Here is a 17243-nt window from a genome sequence, read left to right on the forward strand (position 1 = left end):
TGTCCCGCTTTCCAGGAAGCGGGTGAACCGTCCGAGGGTCACCGGCCGTAAGGTTCAGACGGACGGTTACGACCCGGTCGGAGGACTCGCAGACCATGGACCACGCACCTCAGCTCATCAAGGAGCGCAACGCTCCGCCAGCCACGCTGGTGATCTTCGGCGCGTCCGGCGACCTGACCCGCCGCAAGCTGCTGCCGGCGGTCGAGAACCTGGCCCGGCACGGCCGCCTCCCCGACCAGTTCGCGCTGGTCGGCGTCGCCCGCACACCCATGAGCGACGAACAGTTCGCCGAGAGCGCGCTGGGTGGCCGCAGCCTTTCGGAGAAGCGGCAGCTGGCCGGTGGCGTGCGTTACGTGGCCGGTGGCTACGACGACCCGGAGACGTACAAGCGCCTCGCCGAGACCCTCGACGAGCTGGACGCGGTCCGCGGCACCTCCGGTAACCGGCTGTTCTACCTGTCCACCCCGGCCGGTGCGTTCGAGCCGGTGATCACCGGGCTGGCCGGCGCCGGGCTCAACCAGGCCACCGAGGGCTCCTTCGCACGACTGGTCATCGAGAAGCCGTACGGGCGGGACCTGGCCACCGCGCGGGAACTCGACGGCATCGTGCACGGTGCGTTCGAGGAGCACCAGGTCTTCCGGATCGACCACTACCTGGGCAAGGACACCGTCCAGAACGTGCTGGCGCTGCGCTTCGCCAACTCGATCTTCCAGCCCATCTGGGACCGTTCCTGGGTCGACCACGTCCAGATCACCGTGGCCGAGACGCTCGGCGTCGGCACCCGCGGCGGCTTCTACGAGGGCGCCGGCGCGATGCGCGACATCGTGCAGAACCACGTGCTCCAGGTCCTCGCGCTCGCCCTGATGGAGCCGCCGGCGTCGTTCGAGGCCGAGGGCCTGCGCAACGAGAAGGTGAAACTGCTCCAGGCGATCCGGCTGCCCACCGACCGCGACATCGCCGAAGCCGCGGTCCGCGGGCAGTACACCCGTGGCGGCACCCGCGAGGAGCTGATGGCCGGCTATCGCGAGGAGGTCGGCGTCGACCCGCTGTCGCGCACCGAGACGTATGCGGCGATGCGCCTGAACGTCGACAACTGGCGCTGGGCCGGGGTGCCGTTCTACGTGCGGACCGGCAAGCGCTTGCCGGCCCGGCTCACCGAGGTGGCGCTGCAGTTCCAGCGGCCCCCGCACCTCCCGATCCCGACCGACCAGCTGACCGGCCTCGACGCCGACGCGCTGATCCTGCGCATCCAGCCGAACGAGGGCATCTCGCTGCGCTTCGGCGCCAAGGTGCCCGGCCATTCCTTCCGGGTGCGGACGGCGAGCATGGAATTCTCGTACGATCAGACGTTCGTCGAGGAGTCCCCGGAAGCCTACGAGCGGCTGCTGCTGGACGCGCTGATCGGTGACGCGTCGCTCTTCATCCGCAGCGACGAGGTTCAGCACAGCTGGCGGATCGTCGACCCGATCATCGAGCACTGGAACAAGGACACATCCCCGATCCCGACCTACGAGGCGGCGTCCTGGGGCCCGACCGACGCCGACCGGCTGATCGGCCGCAACGGGCGCAAGTGGCGCAACGCCGCCTGAGTGGCGCACCTGCGCGTGGTGACGGGCTCGCATAGGGTATTCATCGATCCCCGGTGAGCCCGTTCCACGCAAAGGACATCCGAATATGCAGGTCTCGGTCGCGCATCATCCACCGAACACGGCCGTGCTGGTCCTGCGCGGATCTCTCGACATCGACACCGCGCCGGCCCTCAAAGCGAACCTGAGCCGTCTCGTCGAGCGCCCCGCCCCGCGCGTGGTGGTCGACGTCTCCGGGCTCGACTTCTGTGACTCGATGGGCGTGGGCGTGCTGGTCACCGCCCACGGCCGGGCCGCCGAACGGGGCGGCTGGGTGCGATTGGCCGCCCCGTCGGGATTCCTGCGCCGCCTCTTCGACACCCTGGGGCTCAGCGATTACCTGCCGATGTTCCCGGACGTGGCGGCGGCACTCAAAGAGGACTGACCTGGTTGAGCGCCGCCACGGCGGCGCCCCGGGCCCCGGCCATGTCGCGGTCCGGGACGAGGGCGAAGGTCGCGACCGCCTTCTGCTCGTCACGCAGCGCGGTGGCCTCCCGCACGCTGTTGAGGAACCACTGCCGGAAGTGCGGCTCCGCCTCGACCACTCCGCCACCGAGGAAGTACGCAGACGGATCGGTGAAGTTCGCGGCGATGGTGAACAGCTTGCCGATCGCCTTGGCCTGCTGACCGAAGACGGCGAGGGCGAGAGCGTCGTCCTTCTCGCCGTAACCGCGCAGCGCCTTGGCCGCCTTCGCGATCGGCTCGTCGTTCAGCGGGTGGTCCGGAAAGCGGGTCAGCCAGTACGGCAGCAGATTGTTCTTGATGCCGGTGAGTGAGGCGATGCTCTCCACGTCACCGGCGAAGCCGCAATTGCACTGCGGGACCGGCTGGCCGTCCTCGAGCACACCGTGCAGCGGGATCTGCACGTGCCCGAGTTCCCCGGCCATCCCGGCGGCGCCGCGGACCACCTGCCCGGCCTCGACCACACCGCCGCCCAGGCCGGTGCCGACGATCGCGGAGACCGAGGAGTGCTCCGGCGCCGCGGCGCCGAAGTGCCGGTGGTGGGCGTACAGGGCGGCCGCGTTGCCGTCGTTGTTGTAGACCACGGGCAGTCCGAGGCGAGCCTCCAGAGCGCCACGGATGTCGAACCCGTGCCAGGAGACCTGGTTGAAGTTGGTCGCGCCCTTGGACGAGATGACCCCGTGCGCGCTGGCCGGGCCGGGCGTGTCCAGGCCGACCGCGCGGACCAGCGACAGCGGGGTGCTGGTCAGCTGGAGGATGCCGTTGAACGCGTCGGCGAGGGCCTCGACAGCCGACTCCGGCCCGTCGAGCACCCGGCTCGGGTTCTCCACGAGGTTGTTGACGAGGAACTGCCCCGTCGCATCGAGGACGGTGGCGTTGTTGCAGGTGCCGCCGTTGTCGAGCCCGACGACGACCCACGAGGAGGGAGTGCGTACCGTTTCAGCCTGATCCACGGTCTTGAGACTAGGTCAGTACCCCGTTTCCGGTCACGGGTGCGCCCGGATTGCGGATCCGTTAGTCACGGTTGCAGCCGTGCCTCGCGACGGCTGCCGGGCCGAAAAGTCTGGCATGACAAAGCCGACCCGCCGTACCGTGCTCGCCGGTTCCGTCGCCACCGCCGCCCTCACCGCCACCGGCCTGACCGCCGGGACCCCGGCCGCCGCGGCCGCCGGGGGCACCGCCGACCTGGCCCGGACCCTGGGCGCCGACCCGGTCGCCCACCTGCTGCGCCGCGCCACCTTCGGCGCGACGCCGGTCTCGCTGGCCGAGGCTCGGAAGCTGGGCGTGGCCGGATGGCTGGACCGGCAGCTCGACCCGGCGCGGATCGCCGACACCCGGTGCGACGAGGTCGTCGCGCGGCTGCCGCTGGCCGGCGCCGACCCGGCCACCGTACGGGCGAAGTCGTCGAAGGATTCGTACGACTCGTTCAAGCACCTCGGCCGCGCCGCGATCGCGCGGGCCGCGTGGAGCGAGCGGCAGCTGTTCGAGCAGGTCGTCGCGTTCTGGTCGAACCACCTGCACGTCACGGCTCCGGCCAGCGGCGTCTGGGACACCCGGGCCGACTACGACCGTACGGTCATCCGCAAGCACGCTTTCGGCAGGTTCGCCGACATGCTCAAGGCCAGTGCCCGGCACCCGGCGATGCTGACCTACCTGGACCAGCGGTCGTCGACCAAGGCGCACCCGAACGAGAACTACGCCCGCGAGCTGATGGAGCTGCACACCGTCGGCGTGGACCACTACACCGAGCCGGACGTGCTGGCCGCGGCCCGCCTGCTCACCGGCATGACGGTCGGCAAGTCGTCCCGCGCGTACGTCTACGACGCCTCGCTGCACGCCACCGGCGCCGTCGACATCCTCGGGTTCCGGCACGCCAACGCCGCCACCGACGGTGAGGCCGCCGCGCTGGCGTTCGTCGACCACCTGGCCCGTCACCGGCTGACCGCCGTGCGGATCGCCACCAAGCTGTGCGTCCGGTTCGTCGCCGACGAGGCACCCGCGTCGCTGGTGGCCCGGCTCGCGAAGGTCTACCTGGACAACGACACCGCGATCGTTCCGGTGCTGCGTGCCCTGTTCACCTCGGCGGAGTTCGCGGCGTCGGCGGGGAGCAAGACCCGGACGCCGTTCGAGGACACCGTCGCCACGGTCCGCGCGCTGGGTCTCGGACCGGACGCCTCGGGCGTGAAGTCGCTCGACGCGCTCTACAACGCGCTGGTGTCGATGGGCAACGCGCCGTTCCGGTGGAGCGCGCCGAACGGGTACCCGGACGTGGCCGCCGCCTGGGCGTCGCCGTCGGCGTTCCTGCTGCGCTGCAACCTGCACCTCAACCTGGCCGCGGGCTGGTACCCCAAGCAGCTCACCAGGCCCGCCGACCTGCTGAGGTCGCTGGTGCCGGTGCTGCCGGCGACGTACGGGGCGCTTGTCGACGCAATCGCCACGCGGCTCGTCGGCGTGAAGTTGCCGGCCGGGCACACCGCGGCCGTGCTCAGTGTCGCGGGCAAGGTGCCGACCAGTCCTCTGACCGCCAAGGACAAGTCGCTCGCCGGCGCCGCGCCGTACCTGATCGCACTCGTCCTGGACTCGCCGTCCTTCCAGCTGAGGTGACATTCCATGACGACACTGCTCTGCTGTGACGAGAACGAGAAGGCTCAGCTCACCCGGCGGGGTCTGCTGGGGCGCGCCGCGGCCGCCGGTGGGGGTGCCGCCCTCGCCGGTCTGGCCGGTGAGGCCCTGAGCACCAACCTCGCCTTCGCCGCCGGGACGTACACCGGGGACACCCTGGTCGTGCTGTCGCTGCACGGCGGTTTCGACGGCCTGTCGGCGTTCGCGCCGATCGGGGACGCCGACTACTACAAGGCCCGTCCCGGCATCGCCGTGCCCAAGTCCAAGGTGATCGCCGGGGACGGCATGTTCGGCCTGCATCCGGCGCTGGCCCCGCTGTTGCCGCAGTGGAAGGCCGGCCGGCTCGCCGCCGTGCACGCGGTCGGCCAGCAGAATCCGACCCGGTCGCACTTCGCCGCCATGGAGGCCATGGAGAACGCCGCGCCGGGCTCGTCGATCCGTACCGGCTGGCTGGACCGGATGCTCGGCATGACCGGCGCCACCGGTCCGCTCGCCGGGGTGTCGCTCGGTGCGTCGATGCCGTCCCGGCTGCTGGCCGGGCCGGCGGCCGACCTGTCGATGGTCGGCGTCGACGATTTCGAGCTGGCCGGGGACGGCCGCAAGCCGATGGCAGCGGCGTTGCGGGCGATGTACGCGGACGCCCCGCCGCTGCTGGCCGGCCCCGCTCTGGCCGCCGACCGGGCCCTTGCGGCCGCCGGTTCGGTGAAGGGCGGTTACACGCCGGCGAACGGCGCGGTCTACCCGGACACCGACCTAGGTGGCGCGCTGCGGGACGTGGCCCGGCTGATCCGGGCGAAGGCGGGACTGGTCACGGCCGCGGTCGACTGCGGCGACTGGGACATGCACGACGGGCTCGGCCCGGCGGTCAAGGGCCAGCGGATGTTCGACAACCTGACCGACCTGGCCACGGCACTCGCGGCGTTCGTGACCGACCTCGGTGAGGCCGGCATGAAGAACGTGACCGTGCTGACGATCAGTGAGTTCGGCCGCCGGGTGAAGGAGAACGGCTCACGCGGCGTCGACCACGGGCACGGCAACGCGATGATGCTGCTCGGCGGCGGCGTACGGGGCGGGAAGGTGTACGGGAACTGGCCCGGCCTGGCTCCGGCGGCGCTGATCCAGGGCGACCTGGCGGTGACCACCGACTACCGATCGGTGATCGGCGAGGTGTTGCAGAAGCGGTGCGGGATCGGCGCTCTCGACCGTGTCTTCCCGGGAGTGAAACCGTCGGCATTCGGTCTGGCCGCCGCCCGCTGACACCCGCCGATCGGCGGGGTTGACAAATGATATTTCCAGCCGATCGGCGGGGTCGACCGACGCCTATTTCAACTTGCGGAAACAATTGATCCCCAAATAGCATGAGCCGAGGTTTTCATGCAACGGGGAGGAAACACCTTGCAAATCCGTAATACTCGTGTCCTGCGCACCGTGGCGGCGACTGCCGCGTCGATGACGCTGGCCGCTGCCGGTCTCACGCTCGCGACGGCCTCGCCGGCTCAGGCCGCGCCGCGCTGCAACGGCTCCAAGCCGGGCACCTTCGCGGGTAAGTTCAAGAACAACACCGACCAGACCATCATGGTCAAGGGCGACAAGTACGTCGGCAAGGACTCGGCCGGCAAGGCCAAGTACAAGACCGTCGAGGTCGCGGTGGGTCGCAACGGCGGCACGGCGCTGGGCGCCGGTGTCTGCGACGCGGACTTCATCAAGACCTACTGGGACTGGCTGTACAACGGCACCGAGCTGGTCGACGGCGACAGCTGGCGCAAGATCCAGGGCTCGTGGTCCTGTTGGAACACCCCCGGCACCGGGTACCGCATCAACTGCGGCTGACCGACCGGCCGCCCGTGACGGAATGAAATTGGCGATCACCCGAGGGGTGATCGCCAATTTTGTGCGCCATTGCCGAAATGGCGGGGCCGGCGCCTCTCCCAGAAGCGCCGGCCCCATTTGCCGTTCCTACCCGGAACGGCAGCCCAGAATTGAAACGGCCCAGCGATCGGGAATGCTTTCGCCGGGCCGGATCGTCACTTGGCGCCGGCGGCGCGGCGCTTCGAGTAGACGTCGAAGGCGACCGCGGCGAGCAGCACCAGGCCCTTGACGAGCATGACCTGCTGGGGCTTGGTGGCGCCCATCAGACCCATGCCGTTGTTGATGACGGCCATGATCAGACCGCCGGTGATCGCGCCGACCACCCGGCCGACACCACCCTGGACGGCGGCACCACCGATGAACGCGGCAGCGATGGCGTCCAGCTCGAAGCTGTTGCCCGCGGTCGGCCCAGCGAGGTTGAGGCGGCCCGCGAAGATGATGCCGGCTAGGGCGGAGAGCACGCCCATGTTGACGAACAGCCAGAACACCACGGACTTGACCTTCACGCCGGACAGCGTGGCGGCCTGCAGGTTACCGCCGACGGCGTAGATCTGGCGGCCGAACACGGCACGGTTGGTGACCAGCGTGTAGCCGACGACCAGCACAGCGAGCAGCACCAGCACCCACGGCAGGTTGCGGAACCGGGCGAGCTGCACGACCAGGAAGATCACGATGACGGCCGGGAGGACGACCTTGAGCAGGAACAGCCACATCGGGTCGACGGCCTGCTTGAAGCGGATCCGGCCGGCCCGCGTGCGGTACTGCACGAACGCCATGGCGACGACCACGACGATGCCGCAGATGATGCTGAACAGGTCGGCGCCACCGAGGGAGCCGAGACCCACGTTGCCGAGGAAGCCGGGGAGGAAGCCGTTGGCCAGCGACCGGACGGCCTCCGGGAACGGGCCGATACCCTGGTTGCCGAGGATCGCGTAGGTGACCGCGCGGAACAGCAGCATGCCGGCCAGGGTGACGATGAACGCGGGGATGCCGAAGTACGCCACCCAGTAGCCCTGCCAGGCGCCGACCACAGCGCCGAAGACCAGCGTGAGCAGCACCGCGAGCGGCCACGGGATGTTCATGTCGACCATCATCACGGCGGCGAGCGCCCCGGCCGCGGCGACCACCGACCCGACCGACAGGTCGATGTGCCCGGCGATGATGATCAGCACCATGCCGATCGCCAGGACCAGGATGTACGACTGCTGCACGATGATGTTGCTGAGGTTCTGCGGCGACAGCAGAACACCCTCGGTCAGGATGGTGAACACCACGATCGTGATCGCGAACGCGATGAAGATGCCGCTTTCCTTCAGGTCGAAATTGACCTTCCGGGGTGCGCGGCCGGCGGGGGGCGCGGCCGGTCCCTTGCCGGTCTGCACGGGTGCGGCCGTCACGGCGCTACCTCCTGTACTTCCTTCGTCATGAGGGTCATCAGGCTCTCCTGCGTGGCCTCGGCGCGCGGCACCTCGCCGGTGATCCGGCCGGCCGAGAGGGTGTAGATGCGGTCACAGATCCCGAGCAGCTCGGGCAGCTCGGACGAGATGACCAGGATGGCCTTACCCTCGTCGGCGAGCCGGTTGATGATCGTGTAGATCTCGTACTTCGCGCCGACGTCGATGCCCCGGGTCGGTTCGTCGAGGATCAGCACGTCCGGATCGGTGAAGATCCACTTGGAGAGTACGACCTTCTGCTGATTACCGCCGGAGAGCTTGCCGACGACCGCCTCGACACTCGGCGCCTTGATGTTCATGCTGGCGCGGTACTCGTCGGCGACCCGGCGCTCCTCGTTGCCGTCCACCCAGCCGCCACTGGCGAGCTTGGACAGGCCGGCGGCCGAGACGTTGCGCTTGATGTCCTCGATCAGGTTGAGGCCGTACCGCTTGCGATCCTCGGTGGCATAGGCGATGCCGTGGTTGATCGCCTCCCGTACGCTCCGGGCCTTGATCTCCTTGCCGTCCTTGATCAGCCGGCCGGAGATATTGAGGCCGTAGGAGCGGCCGAACACGCTCATCGCCAGTTCGGTGCGGCCGGCGCCCATCAGGCCGGCCAGCCCGACGATCTCGCCGCGGCGCAGTGTCAGGTTGACGTCGCGGACCAGGGCGCGGTCGGGCTGGGTGGGGCTGTAGACCGTCCAGTTCTCGATCCGCAGCGCCTCCGCACCGATCGTCGGCGTGTGCTCGGGGTACCGGTGGTCCATGTCGCGGCCCACCATGCCGGAGATGATCTTCTCCTCGGTGAGGTTCGCGGTGTCCTCGGTCCAGATCGTCTTACCGTCCCGCAGGATGGTGACCCGGTCCGAGATGCCCATCACCTCGTTGAGCTTGTGCGAGATGATCACGCAGGTGATGCCCTCGTCACGCAGCCCGCGCAGCAGGTCGAGCAGGTGCGCCGAGTCCTCGTCGTTGAGCGCCGCGGTGGGCTCGTCGAGGATCAGCAGCTTGACCTCCTTGGAGAGCGCCTTGGCGATCTCCACCAGCTGCTGCTTGCCGACGCCGAGCTCGATGACCGGCGTGACGGACCGCTCGCCCAGGCCGACCCGGCGCAGCAGCGCGTCGGCGGCGGCGTTGGTCTTGTTCCAGTCGATCCAGCCGCGCTTGGCCTGCTCGTTGCCGAGAAAGATGTTCTCCGCGATGGAAAGATTCGACGCGAGCGCGAGCTCCTGGTGGATGATGACGATGCCACGGTGCTCGCTGTCGCGGATGCCGGAGAACCGGCAGATGTCACCCTCGTACTCGATGTCGCCCTCATAGGTGCCGTGCGGGTAGACACCCGACAGCACCTTCATCAGGGTCGACTTCCCGGCCCCGTTCTCCCCGCAGATGGAGTGGATCTCGCCTCTGCGTACTTCCAGGTTGACGTCCTGCAGCGCCTTGACGCCCGGGAACGTCTTGGTGATTCCCCGCATACGCAGGATCGTGTCGCTCATTCGAGCAGCGCTCCTCTCATGGGCCGGTGAGGGGCCGTGCCCCGCCCGGAGATCCGGGCGGGGCACGGAACCGTGGAACCTACTTCAGCGCGTCGGCCGAGATGTAGCCGCTGTCGATGAGTTCCTTCTGGTAGTTGCTCTTGTCGACGATGATCGACTCGAGCAGCTGCGAGGGAACGACCTTCACACCGTTGTCGTAGTCGGTGGTGTTGTTCGTCTTCGGCGCCTGGCCCTTGAGCACGGCGTCGGCCATCTCACCGGTCGCCTTGGCGAGCTGGCGGGTGTCCTTGTAGATGGTGGAGTACTGCTCACCCGCGATGATCGACTTGACCGAGGTGACCTCGGCGTCCTGGCCGCTGACGATCGGGTAGGCCTGCGTGCCGGTGCCGTAACCGGCCGACTTCAGGGCCGAGAGGATACCGATCGAGATGCCGTCGTACGGCGAGAGGACGCCGTCGACCTTGGAGCCGTCCTTGTAGGTCGAGGTGAGGATGTTCTCCATACGCTTCTGCGCGGTCTCCGGGTCCCAGCGCAGGGTGGAGACGGTCTGGAAGTCCGTCTGCTTGCTCTTGACGTTCAGAACACCCTTGTCGATGTACGGCTTGAGGATGCTCATGGCACCGTTGAAGAAGAACGTCGCGTTGTTGTCGTCCGGCGAACCGGCGAACAGCTCGATGTTCAGCGGGCCCTTGACGCCGAGGTCCTTGCCGGTGGCGTCGACGACCTTGAGACCGGTCAGCAGCGAGGTGGCCTGCTGCACGCCGACCTTGAAGTTGTCGAAGGTGGCGTAGTAGTCCACGTTCGGGCTCTTACGGATGAGCCGGTCGTATGCGATGACCTTGATGCCGGCCTTGGCCGCGTTGTCCAGCTGGCTGGTGATCGCCTCGCCGTCGATCGACGCGATGATCAGGAGCTTGGCACCCTTGGTGATCTGGCTGTCCAGCTGCTGGGTCTGGGTGGGGATGTCGTTCTCCGCGTACTGGAGGTCGACCTTGTAGCCCAGCTCCTCGAGCTGCTTCTTCAGGTTGTCGCCGTCATGGATCCAGCGCTCCGAGGTACGCGTGGGCATGGTGATGCCGACCAGCGCGCCCTTGTTGTCGCCGCTGGTGGCTTCCTTGTCGACGGTCTTCTCGGCGTCACCGCAGGCGGCCAGGGTGGCGACCATGGTGGCAGCGGTCAGTACGGCCGCGAGCCGGGGATATTTCACGGTGGATCTCCTCTTCGAGAACGGGCGTTACAGGGGGCGAGCCAGGCGGTGGTAAGCCTGGTTCCAGCGCACCCGGTCAGAGAAATCGGCCGTGGTGGTGCGCTCGTCGATCATCAGAAGTTCGGTCTGGGCCATGTCGGCGAAGTCGCGCAGTGTCTCCGCGCCGACGGCCTGGGTGAGGACCGTGTGGTGCGGCCCTCCGGCGGTGATCCAGCACTCCGCGGAGGTGGAGAGTGACGGAAGAGGTTTCCACACCGCGCGCGCCACGGGCAGGTTCGGCAGCGGCTCGTCCGGCGGGATCACCTCGATCTCGTTCGCGACCAGGCGGAACCGGTCGCCCATGTCAGCCATGCCCATGACGACCGCCGGGCCGTCGGCGGCGTCGAAGACAAGACGCACGGGATCCTCCCGGCCACCGATACCCAAGGGGTGGATCTCGGCGCGCGGCCTCGCCGATGCGATGGACGGGCAGACCTCGAGCATGTGTGCGCCGAGGATCTTAGGCTCGCCCGGACCGAAGTGGTAGGTGTAATCCTCCATGAATGAGGTACCACGTCCCGTTCCGGCACCCATCGCCTTGACCGTGGCGACAAGTACCGAAGTCTTCCAGTCACCCTCGCCGCCGAAGCCGTAACCGTCGGCCATCAGCCGCTGCACGGCGAGACCCGGGAGCTGGCGCAGGCCGCCCAGGTCCTCGAAGTTGGTGGTGAACGCGCCGAAGCCGCCGTCGGTGAGGAACTGACGGAGGCCGGCCTCGATCCGGGCGGCGTAGCGCAGCGACTCGTGCCGCTCGCCGAGCAGGGACGCGTCGATGTCGTACAGGTCCCGGTATTCCGTGACGAGCTTGTCGATCTCCGCGTCGGACACCTCGTCCACGACCTTGACCAGGTCGTTCACCCCGTACGTATTGACCGAGACGCCGAACCGCAGCTCCGCCTCGACCTTGTCGCCCTCGGTGACCGCGACGTCGCGCATGTTGTCGCCGAAGCGTGCCACCCGGAGGCTGCGCAGGTGCTGGAGACCGGTAGCGGCCCGGGCCCACCCGCCGATACGCCGGACCACCGCCGGGTCCGACACGTGCCCGGCGACCACCTTGCGGGGCACGCCGAGCCGGGCCTGGATGAACCCGAACTCGCGGTCGCCGTGGGCGGCCTGGTTGAGGTTCATGAAGTCCATGTCGATGGTCGACCACGGCAGCGACGCGTTGTGCTGGGTGTGCAGATGCAGCAGCGGCTTGCGCAGCGCGTCCAGGCCGCCGATCCACATCTTGGCCGGCGAGAACGTGTGCATCCAGGCGACGACACCGATGCAGTCGGGGTCGGCGCCGGCCTCGAGCATGACCTGCTTGATGGCGCGCGCGTCGGTCAGCACCGGTTTGCCGACGATCTCCGCGTTGAGCCCACCGGCGGCCAGGGTCCGCTGGATCTCGGCGGACTGGCCGGCGACCTGCGCCAGGGTCTCCGGACCGTAGAGATGCTGGCTTCCGGTCAGGAACCAGATCTGCGGATTCATCGGTTGGTCCTTCGGTCGAGGAAGTTCAGGCGCACACTCGTAATCGGCCCTTTGCCGCCGGACTCCGGCGACTCTTCATCGGGTCACCGCGGGTGAGATGCCCCGGGCGTCCCTGTGATCTTACGTCCGCCGCGGTACGCATCCGGTCACATTCGCACACCGGCACACACGGTCGGACATGGGCCCACCTCTTCAGCGGCAGTTCGCGACAGCCGGCGCGGTGGCCGCGGCCACATCCCGGCGGGAGAATCTCAGTGTTATCGCTAACAAATAGCGTGTCAACGCGCCCTCGGCAACAACGCGGTAACGGCCTATTAACGCCGGTGCGGTAATTCGGTCAGACCCGCCGGGGCGCGCTTTCCCGGACGATCAGCTGCGGCGGTACGACGATCTGGTTCGCGGTTCCGTTCTCGTCCCGCATCTGGCCCAGGAGCAGGCTCAACGCTGCCCGGGCCACGTCACCGAAAGCCTGCCGGACGGTGGTCAGCGGCGGAATGAAGTAGGCAGCCTCGGGCACGTCGTCGAACCCCACCACGCTCACGTCGTGCGGGACGCGCCGGCCACGCTCGTGCAGCGCTCGCAGAATGCCCAGCGCCAAGTGATCGTTCGCCGTGAAGATGGCCGTCACCTCGGGCATCCGGGCCAGCATCTGACCGGTGCGGTAACCCTCGGCCGCCGACCAGTCCGCCGACAGCAGCGGCGGCACCTCGGCGCCCGCCTCCTCCAGGGTCTGCCGCCAGCCCTGGATCCGGCCGGCCGAGTCGAACCAGTCGGTCGGGCCGGAGACGTGCCAGACCGTCTCATGACCCGCGTCCAGCAGGTGCCGGGTCGCCGCCCGGGCACCGGCCACCTGGTCCACCGTCACGAGCGGGCGCCCGCTGTCCGGATCGCCGTCGATGAAGACCACCGGCAGATCGCCGGGAATCTCGGCGAGCGCCTCGGTGGCCGACGCGGTGTTCGCGATCACCACGAGCCCGGCGACCCGCTGGTCGAGGTGCCGGTCGACGACGGCGGAGATCGAGGACCGGTCCAGCTCGCGCACACTGCCCACGCTGACCGCGAACCCGGCGTCCGCGGCGGCCTGTTCGAACTCGCTCAGCATGGTGGCCGGGCCGAACAGCGTGCTGTTGCGAGCGACCACCCCGATCAGCTGGGAACGCCCGGTGACCAGGGCACGCGCGGCGCGGTTGGGCCGGTAGCCGAGCTCGGCGATCGCGGCGCGGACCCGGATACGGGTCTGCTCCTTGACGTTCGGGTGATCGTTGAGAACGCGCGAGACGGTCTGATGGGAGACTCCCGCCAGACGGGCAACGTCCGTCATCGCCGGGCTACGGGATCCCTTGTCCACTTGCGCACCTCGTCCGATCCGGTGGACTATTTTCAACCTGGCATCGGTCCGGATGCGCCGTCCGGCGCCGGGCAGCCGCGACCTGGCCACGTTGAGAACAGTTCAAGTTCTGATGGAGCGTAGCGGTTACCCGCAGTAGCTCACAGATCCAGAAATGTTATCGATAACATCCGCTTTTCACGAGCCCCGCGCGGACGATCTTCCGTGGCACGTACCCTCGGCAGCGATGGAACCGTCTTCAAAGAACGACGGCCCGGGCGTGCTCGGCAGCCTAGCGGACGAGGGATTCTCCTCGTTACGCCGGGCCGCCGCTCCCCGGGCCGAGCGCTATGAGATCGGCCGGTCGTTGCGTGACCGGTCACCCCGCTCCGACATGGCGCTCTGGCGGGTGCCCGACCGCCGCCCGGACCCGGTCCGGCAGGTCGTCGCCGCACACGACGGCCGGGTCGAACGGCTCATCCCGGTGCGCATCGGCCGGATGATCGTCTCGCCGTACACGTTCCTGCGCGGCACCGCCGGCCTGATGGCCGACGACTTCGCCGGCTTGCCGAGCACCGGCATCACCCCGGTCATCTGCGGCGACGCCCACCTCGGCAACTTCGGCTTCTACGCCTCCCCCGAGCGTGAACTCGTGTTCGACCTCAACGACTTCGACGAGGCGCATCCCGGGCCGTGGGAGTGGGACCTGCGCCGCCTCACGGTGAGCGTGCACGTCGCCGGACGGGTCAACGGCTTCCGGGAGAACGCCTGCTCCGACGCCGTGCAGCACTGCGTCGAGTCGTACCGGGAACACATCGCCCACCTCGCCGACCAGCCACTGCTGGCCCGTTCCTTCGACCGGCTCGACGTCGAGGCCATGCGCTCGGCCGCCACCAAGGCCAGCTTCCGCGAGTCGATCGAACGCGCCGCACGCCGGGCCCGCCGGCGCACCAGCGACCGGGCCCTGCCCCGGTTCACCGAACGCAGCGACGGCGCCCAGCGGCTGGTCGAGGAACCGCCGCTGATCACCCGGCTGCCCGCCGACGAACGCGAGCAGCTGGCCGAGGCCCTCGACGGCTACCTGAGCACGCTGCGACCGCACTGGGCCCGGATCCTCGGCGGCTACCGGATCGTCGACATCGCCCACAAGGTCGTCGGCGTGGGGTCGGTGGGACTGCGCGCCTACGTCGCCCTGTGCGAGGCCAGCAGCCCCGACGACGTGCTGTTCCTGCAGCTCAAACAGGCCCGCCGCTCGGTCGTCGCCCGGCATCAGCACGGCGCCCTGGCCTGGCACCGGCACCAGGGTCAGCGGGTCGTCGAATACCAGCAGGTGCTGCAGACGGTCAGCGACCCGCTGCTCGGGTGGACCACCGTCGGCGAGTACCAGTACTACGTACGCCAGTTCCGCGACATGAAGGGAGCCATCGTCGTCGAGGACGTCGACGCCGGGTCCCTCGCCGACTACGCCGGCATCTGCGGATACCTGCTGGCCAAGTCGCACGCCCGCAGCAGCGGCGCGTCCATGATCGCCGGGTACGTGGGCAGCGGCGGCAAACTCGACGAGTCCCTCGCCCGGTTCGCCCGCGCCTACGCCGACCAGGTCGAGAGCGACCATGCGGCCCTGGTCGCGGCTGTCCGCCGCGGCGAACTCCCGGCCGAGCCGGCCCTCTGAAAGGTACTGACATGAGCGGCACCATCCCGATCGACTCCCCCGCCCTCGCCGAGTTCTGGACCGAGCGTCACCTGTGCACGCTCACCACACTGCGCGCCGACGGATCACCGCACGTCGTCGCGGTCGGGGCCACCCTCGACCCGCGGACCGGACTGGCCCGGGTGATCACGTCCGGCAACTCCACCAAGGTCCGCAACGTGCTGCGCGGCCGGCAGCGGGTGGCTATCTGCCAGGTGGACGGCCGCCGCTGGAGCACCGTCGAAGGCATCGCCGTCATCCGCGACGACCCGGACTCGGTTGCCGACGCCGAACGCCGGTACGCCGCCCGCTACCGCCAGCCCGGCCCCAATCCCGCGCGGGTGGTCATCGAGGTCTCGGTCAGCCGCATCCTGGGTTCGGCGTCACTGCTGCCCTCGGCCTCCGGCCCTTCCCCGGCCGCCTCCTCGCCGGCCGCCTCCTCTCCGGCTGCCTCCTCTCCGGCTGGATGAGTGTCTCGCCCGGATCGCCTCACGGCTCCGAACGCTTCGGACCGGGCACTCCGGACGGAACACCGCTGCGGCATGCGGCCTACATCCGGGCGGTGGCTGCGGCACTCGAGGCGGCGGGCGTACCGGTGGCCGACTGGCGGTCCGACGACGGTGCGGTCCGGGAGGGCTGGATACCGTTCGATCTCGCCCGGCAGGTACTCCTGCACGGCCGGCCGGTGTGGGACCACGACGAGGCGGGGGCAGGCTGGTCCGAGGATCGAGGCTGGTACCTGCTGACCATCGATGATCCGGCCGGCCGGAACGCCCGATCCGTCCGTGCCCTGCCGGTGGCGACGGGTGCCGCACCGGAGTCGGTGGCCCGGGCCGTCGTCACTATCGCCGGACTGCCGCCGCTCCCGTCACGGTGATGGCGGGCCGGCGCCGTGCCGGTTCGTTCCGCGAGTCGCACAAAGTGCGTTGACGGACGGCGAGGGCGGGCGGAAGGTCGGCTGTGGGCGGTGGAGGCGGCCATCAGCGCGCGGGCCATCGAGGCGGCCACGGCGCTGGAGGTCCCGCATCCCCACCCGGACCGGGCGTCGTCGCTCACCCGCACCGAGATCTCCGCCCTGCTCACCGCCCTTGCCTCAGCCGGCTTGGTACTTCCCGCCCGCGTCGGTGGCTTCACCACGGACGGCAGGTTCTGAGCAACGGGAGAGACAGCGGCGGGAGATGGGCTCCCGCCGCTGCCTCCCGTCCCGGCCGCGCGCCAAGAATCGCCAGCCGCGAGAGGACGAGGGGGCGTCGCCTCAGCGGAGAATCTCGGGCGCGGTCCGGCCGCCATGAAACTGGGGGGGGCGGCGGCCGTGGGCCGGGAAGCCGAGGTGTCGCGTCGTGTGCAAGGGGCTCGTGGATCCGGCCCCATGGGGCCGCTCATCCACCGTGACAGATCACCCTCCCATGATCCGCGATAACGGACCGTGTCCTTCGCCACCCGCTGGGCACTCTCCGGAAACCGGATGTCCACATGCGAGCCGCCGACCCGTCACGCATACGGCATGCTGCGGGCCTCACACAGGGTAGGCGATCGTTCGCGCAGAGGCCACCCGGTGCGGGCCTGGCCGTACCGTCGATCGGATCGACGAAGGAGGAGGGACGGGCGGCCATCACCTGTTCAGGGTCGTCCGCCAGTCCGTGGTTGCGCTGAAGGGAAGCTTAAAAAGTTCTTAAGTCACAGCCGGAACCATCACCTCCCGGCAGTGATCGACGTTGATCCGGGCAGCTCCGGCGGCCGCCTGACAGGACCCGCCGGAACACCGTCATAGTCACTGCTCAACCCGTTGAACCAGGACCGCCCGCCGGACGTATATCCCGGTGGTCGCACATAATCGGCGGGCTGCGGCGCCGATGCGATCGACGCTCGCGGGCCGTCCGCGAGGCCGGTGACGGGGATCCGCAGGGCGGTGGCGCACCGCGCAAATCCGTGGTTAACCTTCCACATCCACCACGTGGCAGGTATGGATCACGGGCGCGAGGGGCGGGCACCGGGGTGCG

The 17243-nt window shown here is 69.1% G+C and carries 15 protein-coding genes; 9 read left to right on the top strand and 6 right to left on the bottom strand.

The genetic code is table 11. From position 1 onward, the window contains the following. The first annotated feature begins 95 nt into the window (after window positions 1-95). Both zwf and AB0G04_RS22740 read left to right on the top strand, forming a co-directional pair. Window positions 96-1589 (top strand): glucose-6-phosphate dehydrogenase, encoded by a 1494-nt coding sequence (zwf, locus tag AB0G04_RS22735; protein ID WP_360985971.1) that lies wholly within the window; start codon window positions 96-98, stop codon window positions 1587-1589. A gap of 85 nt (window positions 1590-1674) precedes the next feature. Then, complete coding sequence (locus AB0G04_RS22740; RefSeq protein WP_360985974.1) at window positions 1675-2010, top strand: STAS domain-containing protein; 336 nt, start codon at window positions 1675-1677, stop codon at window positions 2008-2010. Here the strand turns inward: AB0G04_RS22740 and AB0G04_RS22745 are convergent. Continuing rightward, a complete protein-coding gene (locus AB0G04_RS22745) occupies window positions 1997-3040 on the bottom strand; it encodes an ROK family protein (protein ID WP_360985977.1) in 1044 nt (347 codons plus the stop codon). The genes AB0G04_RS22740 and AB0G04_RS22745 overlap by 14 nt on opposite strands. A 115-nt stretch (window positions 3041-3155) precedes the next feature. Here AB0G04_RS22745 and AB0G04_RS22750 point away from each other — a divergent pair, with 115 nt between their 5' ends. The 3 genes from AB0G04_RS22750 to AB0G04_RS22760 all read left to right on the top strand — a co-directional run bounded on the left by AB0G04_RS22750 (window position 3156) and on the right by AB0G04_RS22760 (window position 6539). Next, a complete protein-coding gene (locus AB0G04_RS22750; protein ID WP_360985980.1) occupies window positions 3156-4691 on the top strand; it encodes a DUF1800 domain-containing protein in 1536 nt (511 codons plus the stop codon). Window positions 4692-4697: 6 nt separating this feature from the next. Beyond that, window positions 4698-5966 (top strand): DUF1501 domain-containing protein, encoded by a 1269-nt coding sequence (locus AB0G04_RS22755; RefSeq protein ID WP_360985983.1) that lies wholly within the window; start codon window positions 4698-4700, stop codon window positions 5964-5966. 138 nt (window positions 5967-6104) lie between these two features. Next, complete coding sequence (locus tag AB0G04_RS22760; RefSeq protein WP_360985986.1) at window positions 6105-6539, top strand: hypothetical protein; 435 nt, start codon at window positions 6105-6107, stop codon at window positions 6537-6539. Window positions 6540-6733: 194 nt separating this feature from the next. Here the strand turns inward: AB0G04_RS22760 and mmsB are convergent, their stop codons facing one another. The 5 genes from mmsB to AB0G04_RS22785 form a co-directional block, all read right to left on the bottom strand. Beyond that, window positions 6734-7975 carry a multiple monosaccharide ABC transporter permease gene (mmsB, locus tag AB0G04_RS22765; protein ID WP_360985989.1) on the bottom strand — a complete coding sequence of 414 codons (1242 nt, stop codon included), beginning with the start codon at window positions 7973-7975 and terminating at the stop codon, window positions 6734-6736. Then, a complete protein-coding gene (gene mmsA / locus AB0G04_RS22770) occupies window positions 7972-9507 on the bottom strand; it encodes a multiple monosaccharide ABC transporter ATP-binding protein (protein ID WP_360985992.1) in 1536 nt (511 codons plus the stop codon). Before mmsA ends, mmsB begins: the two co-directional genes overlap by 4 nt. Window positions 9508-9586: 79 nt before the next feature. Then, on the bottom strand, window positions 9587-10714 hold the full coding sequence (gene chvE, locus AB0G04_RS22775) for a multiple monosaccharide ABC transporter substrate-binding protein (RefSeq protein WP_360985995.1): 1128 nt from the start codon (window positions 10712-10714) through the stop codon (window positions 9587-9589). A gap of 27 nt (window positions 10715-10741) precedes the next feature. After that, window positions 10742-12226 (bottom strand): L-arabinose isomerase, encoded by a 1485-nt coding sequence (gene araA / locus AB0G04_RS22780; RefSeq protein WP_360985998.1) that lies wholly within the window; start codon window positions 12224-12226, stop codon window positions 10742-10744. 337 nt (window positions 12227-12563) lie between these two features. After that, window positions 12564-13547 carry a LacI family DNA-binding transcriptional regulator gene (locus tag AB0G04_RS22785; RefSeq protein WP_360986042.1) on the bottom strand — a complete coding sequence of 328 codons (984 nt, stop codon included), beginning with the start codon at window positions 13545-13547 and terminating at the stop codon, window positions 12564-12566. 253 nt (window positions 13548-13800) lie between these two features. Here AB0G04_RS22785 and AB0G04_RS22790 point away from each other — a divergent pair, with 253 nt between their 5' ends. The 4 genes from AB0G04_RS22790 to AB0G04_RS22805 all read left to right on the top strand — a co-directional run bounded on the left by AB0G04_RS22790 (window position 13801) and on the right by AB0G04_RS22805 (window position 16396). Further along, window positions 13801-15225, top strand: coding sequence for a DUF2252 domain-containing protein (locus AB0G04_RS22790; protein ID WP_360986001.1), 1425 nt, complete (start codon window positions 13801-13803; stop codon window positions 15223-15225). A gap of 11 nt (window positions 15226-15236) precedes the next feature. After that, entirely contained in the window at window positions 15237-15713 is a 477-nt protein-coding gene (locus AB0G04_RS22795) for a PPOX class F420-dependent oxidoreductase (protein ID WP_360986004.1), read from the top strand. 92 nt (window positions 15714-15805) lie between these two features. After that, the gene (locus AB0G04_RS22800; RefSeq protein WP_360986007.1) at window positions 15806-16120 is read left to right on the top strand and encodes a hypothetical protein; all 315 of its coding nucleotides are present in this window, start codon (window positions 15806-15808) and stop codon (window positions 16118-16120) included. 90 nt (window positions 16121-16210) lie between these two features. Beyond that, complete coding sequence (locus AB0G04_RS22805) at window positions 16211-16396, top strand: hypothetical protein (protein WP_360986010.1); 186 nt, start codon at window positions 16211-16213, stop codon at window positions 16394-16396. Window positions 16397-17243: the final 847 nt, after the last annotated feature.

The organism is Actinoplanes sp. NPDC023801, from assembly GCF_040639655.1.
GTDB lineage: Bacteria > Actinomycetota > Actinomycetes > Mycobacteriales > Micromonosporaceae > Actinoplanes.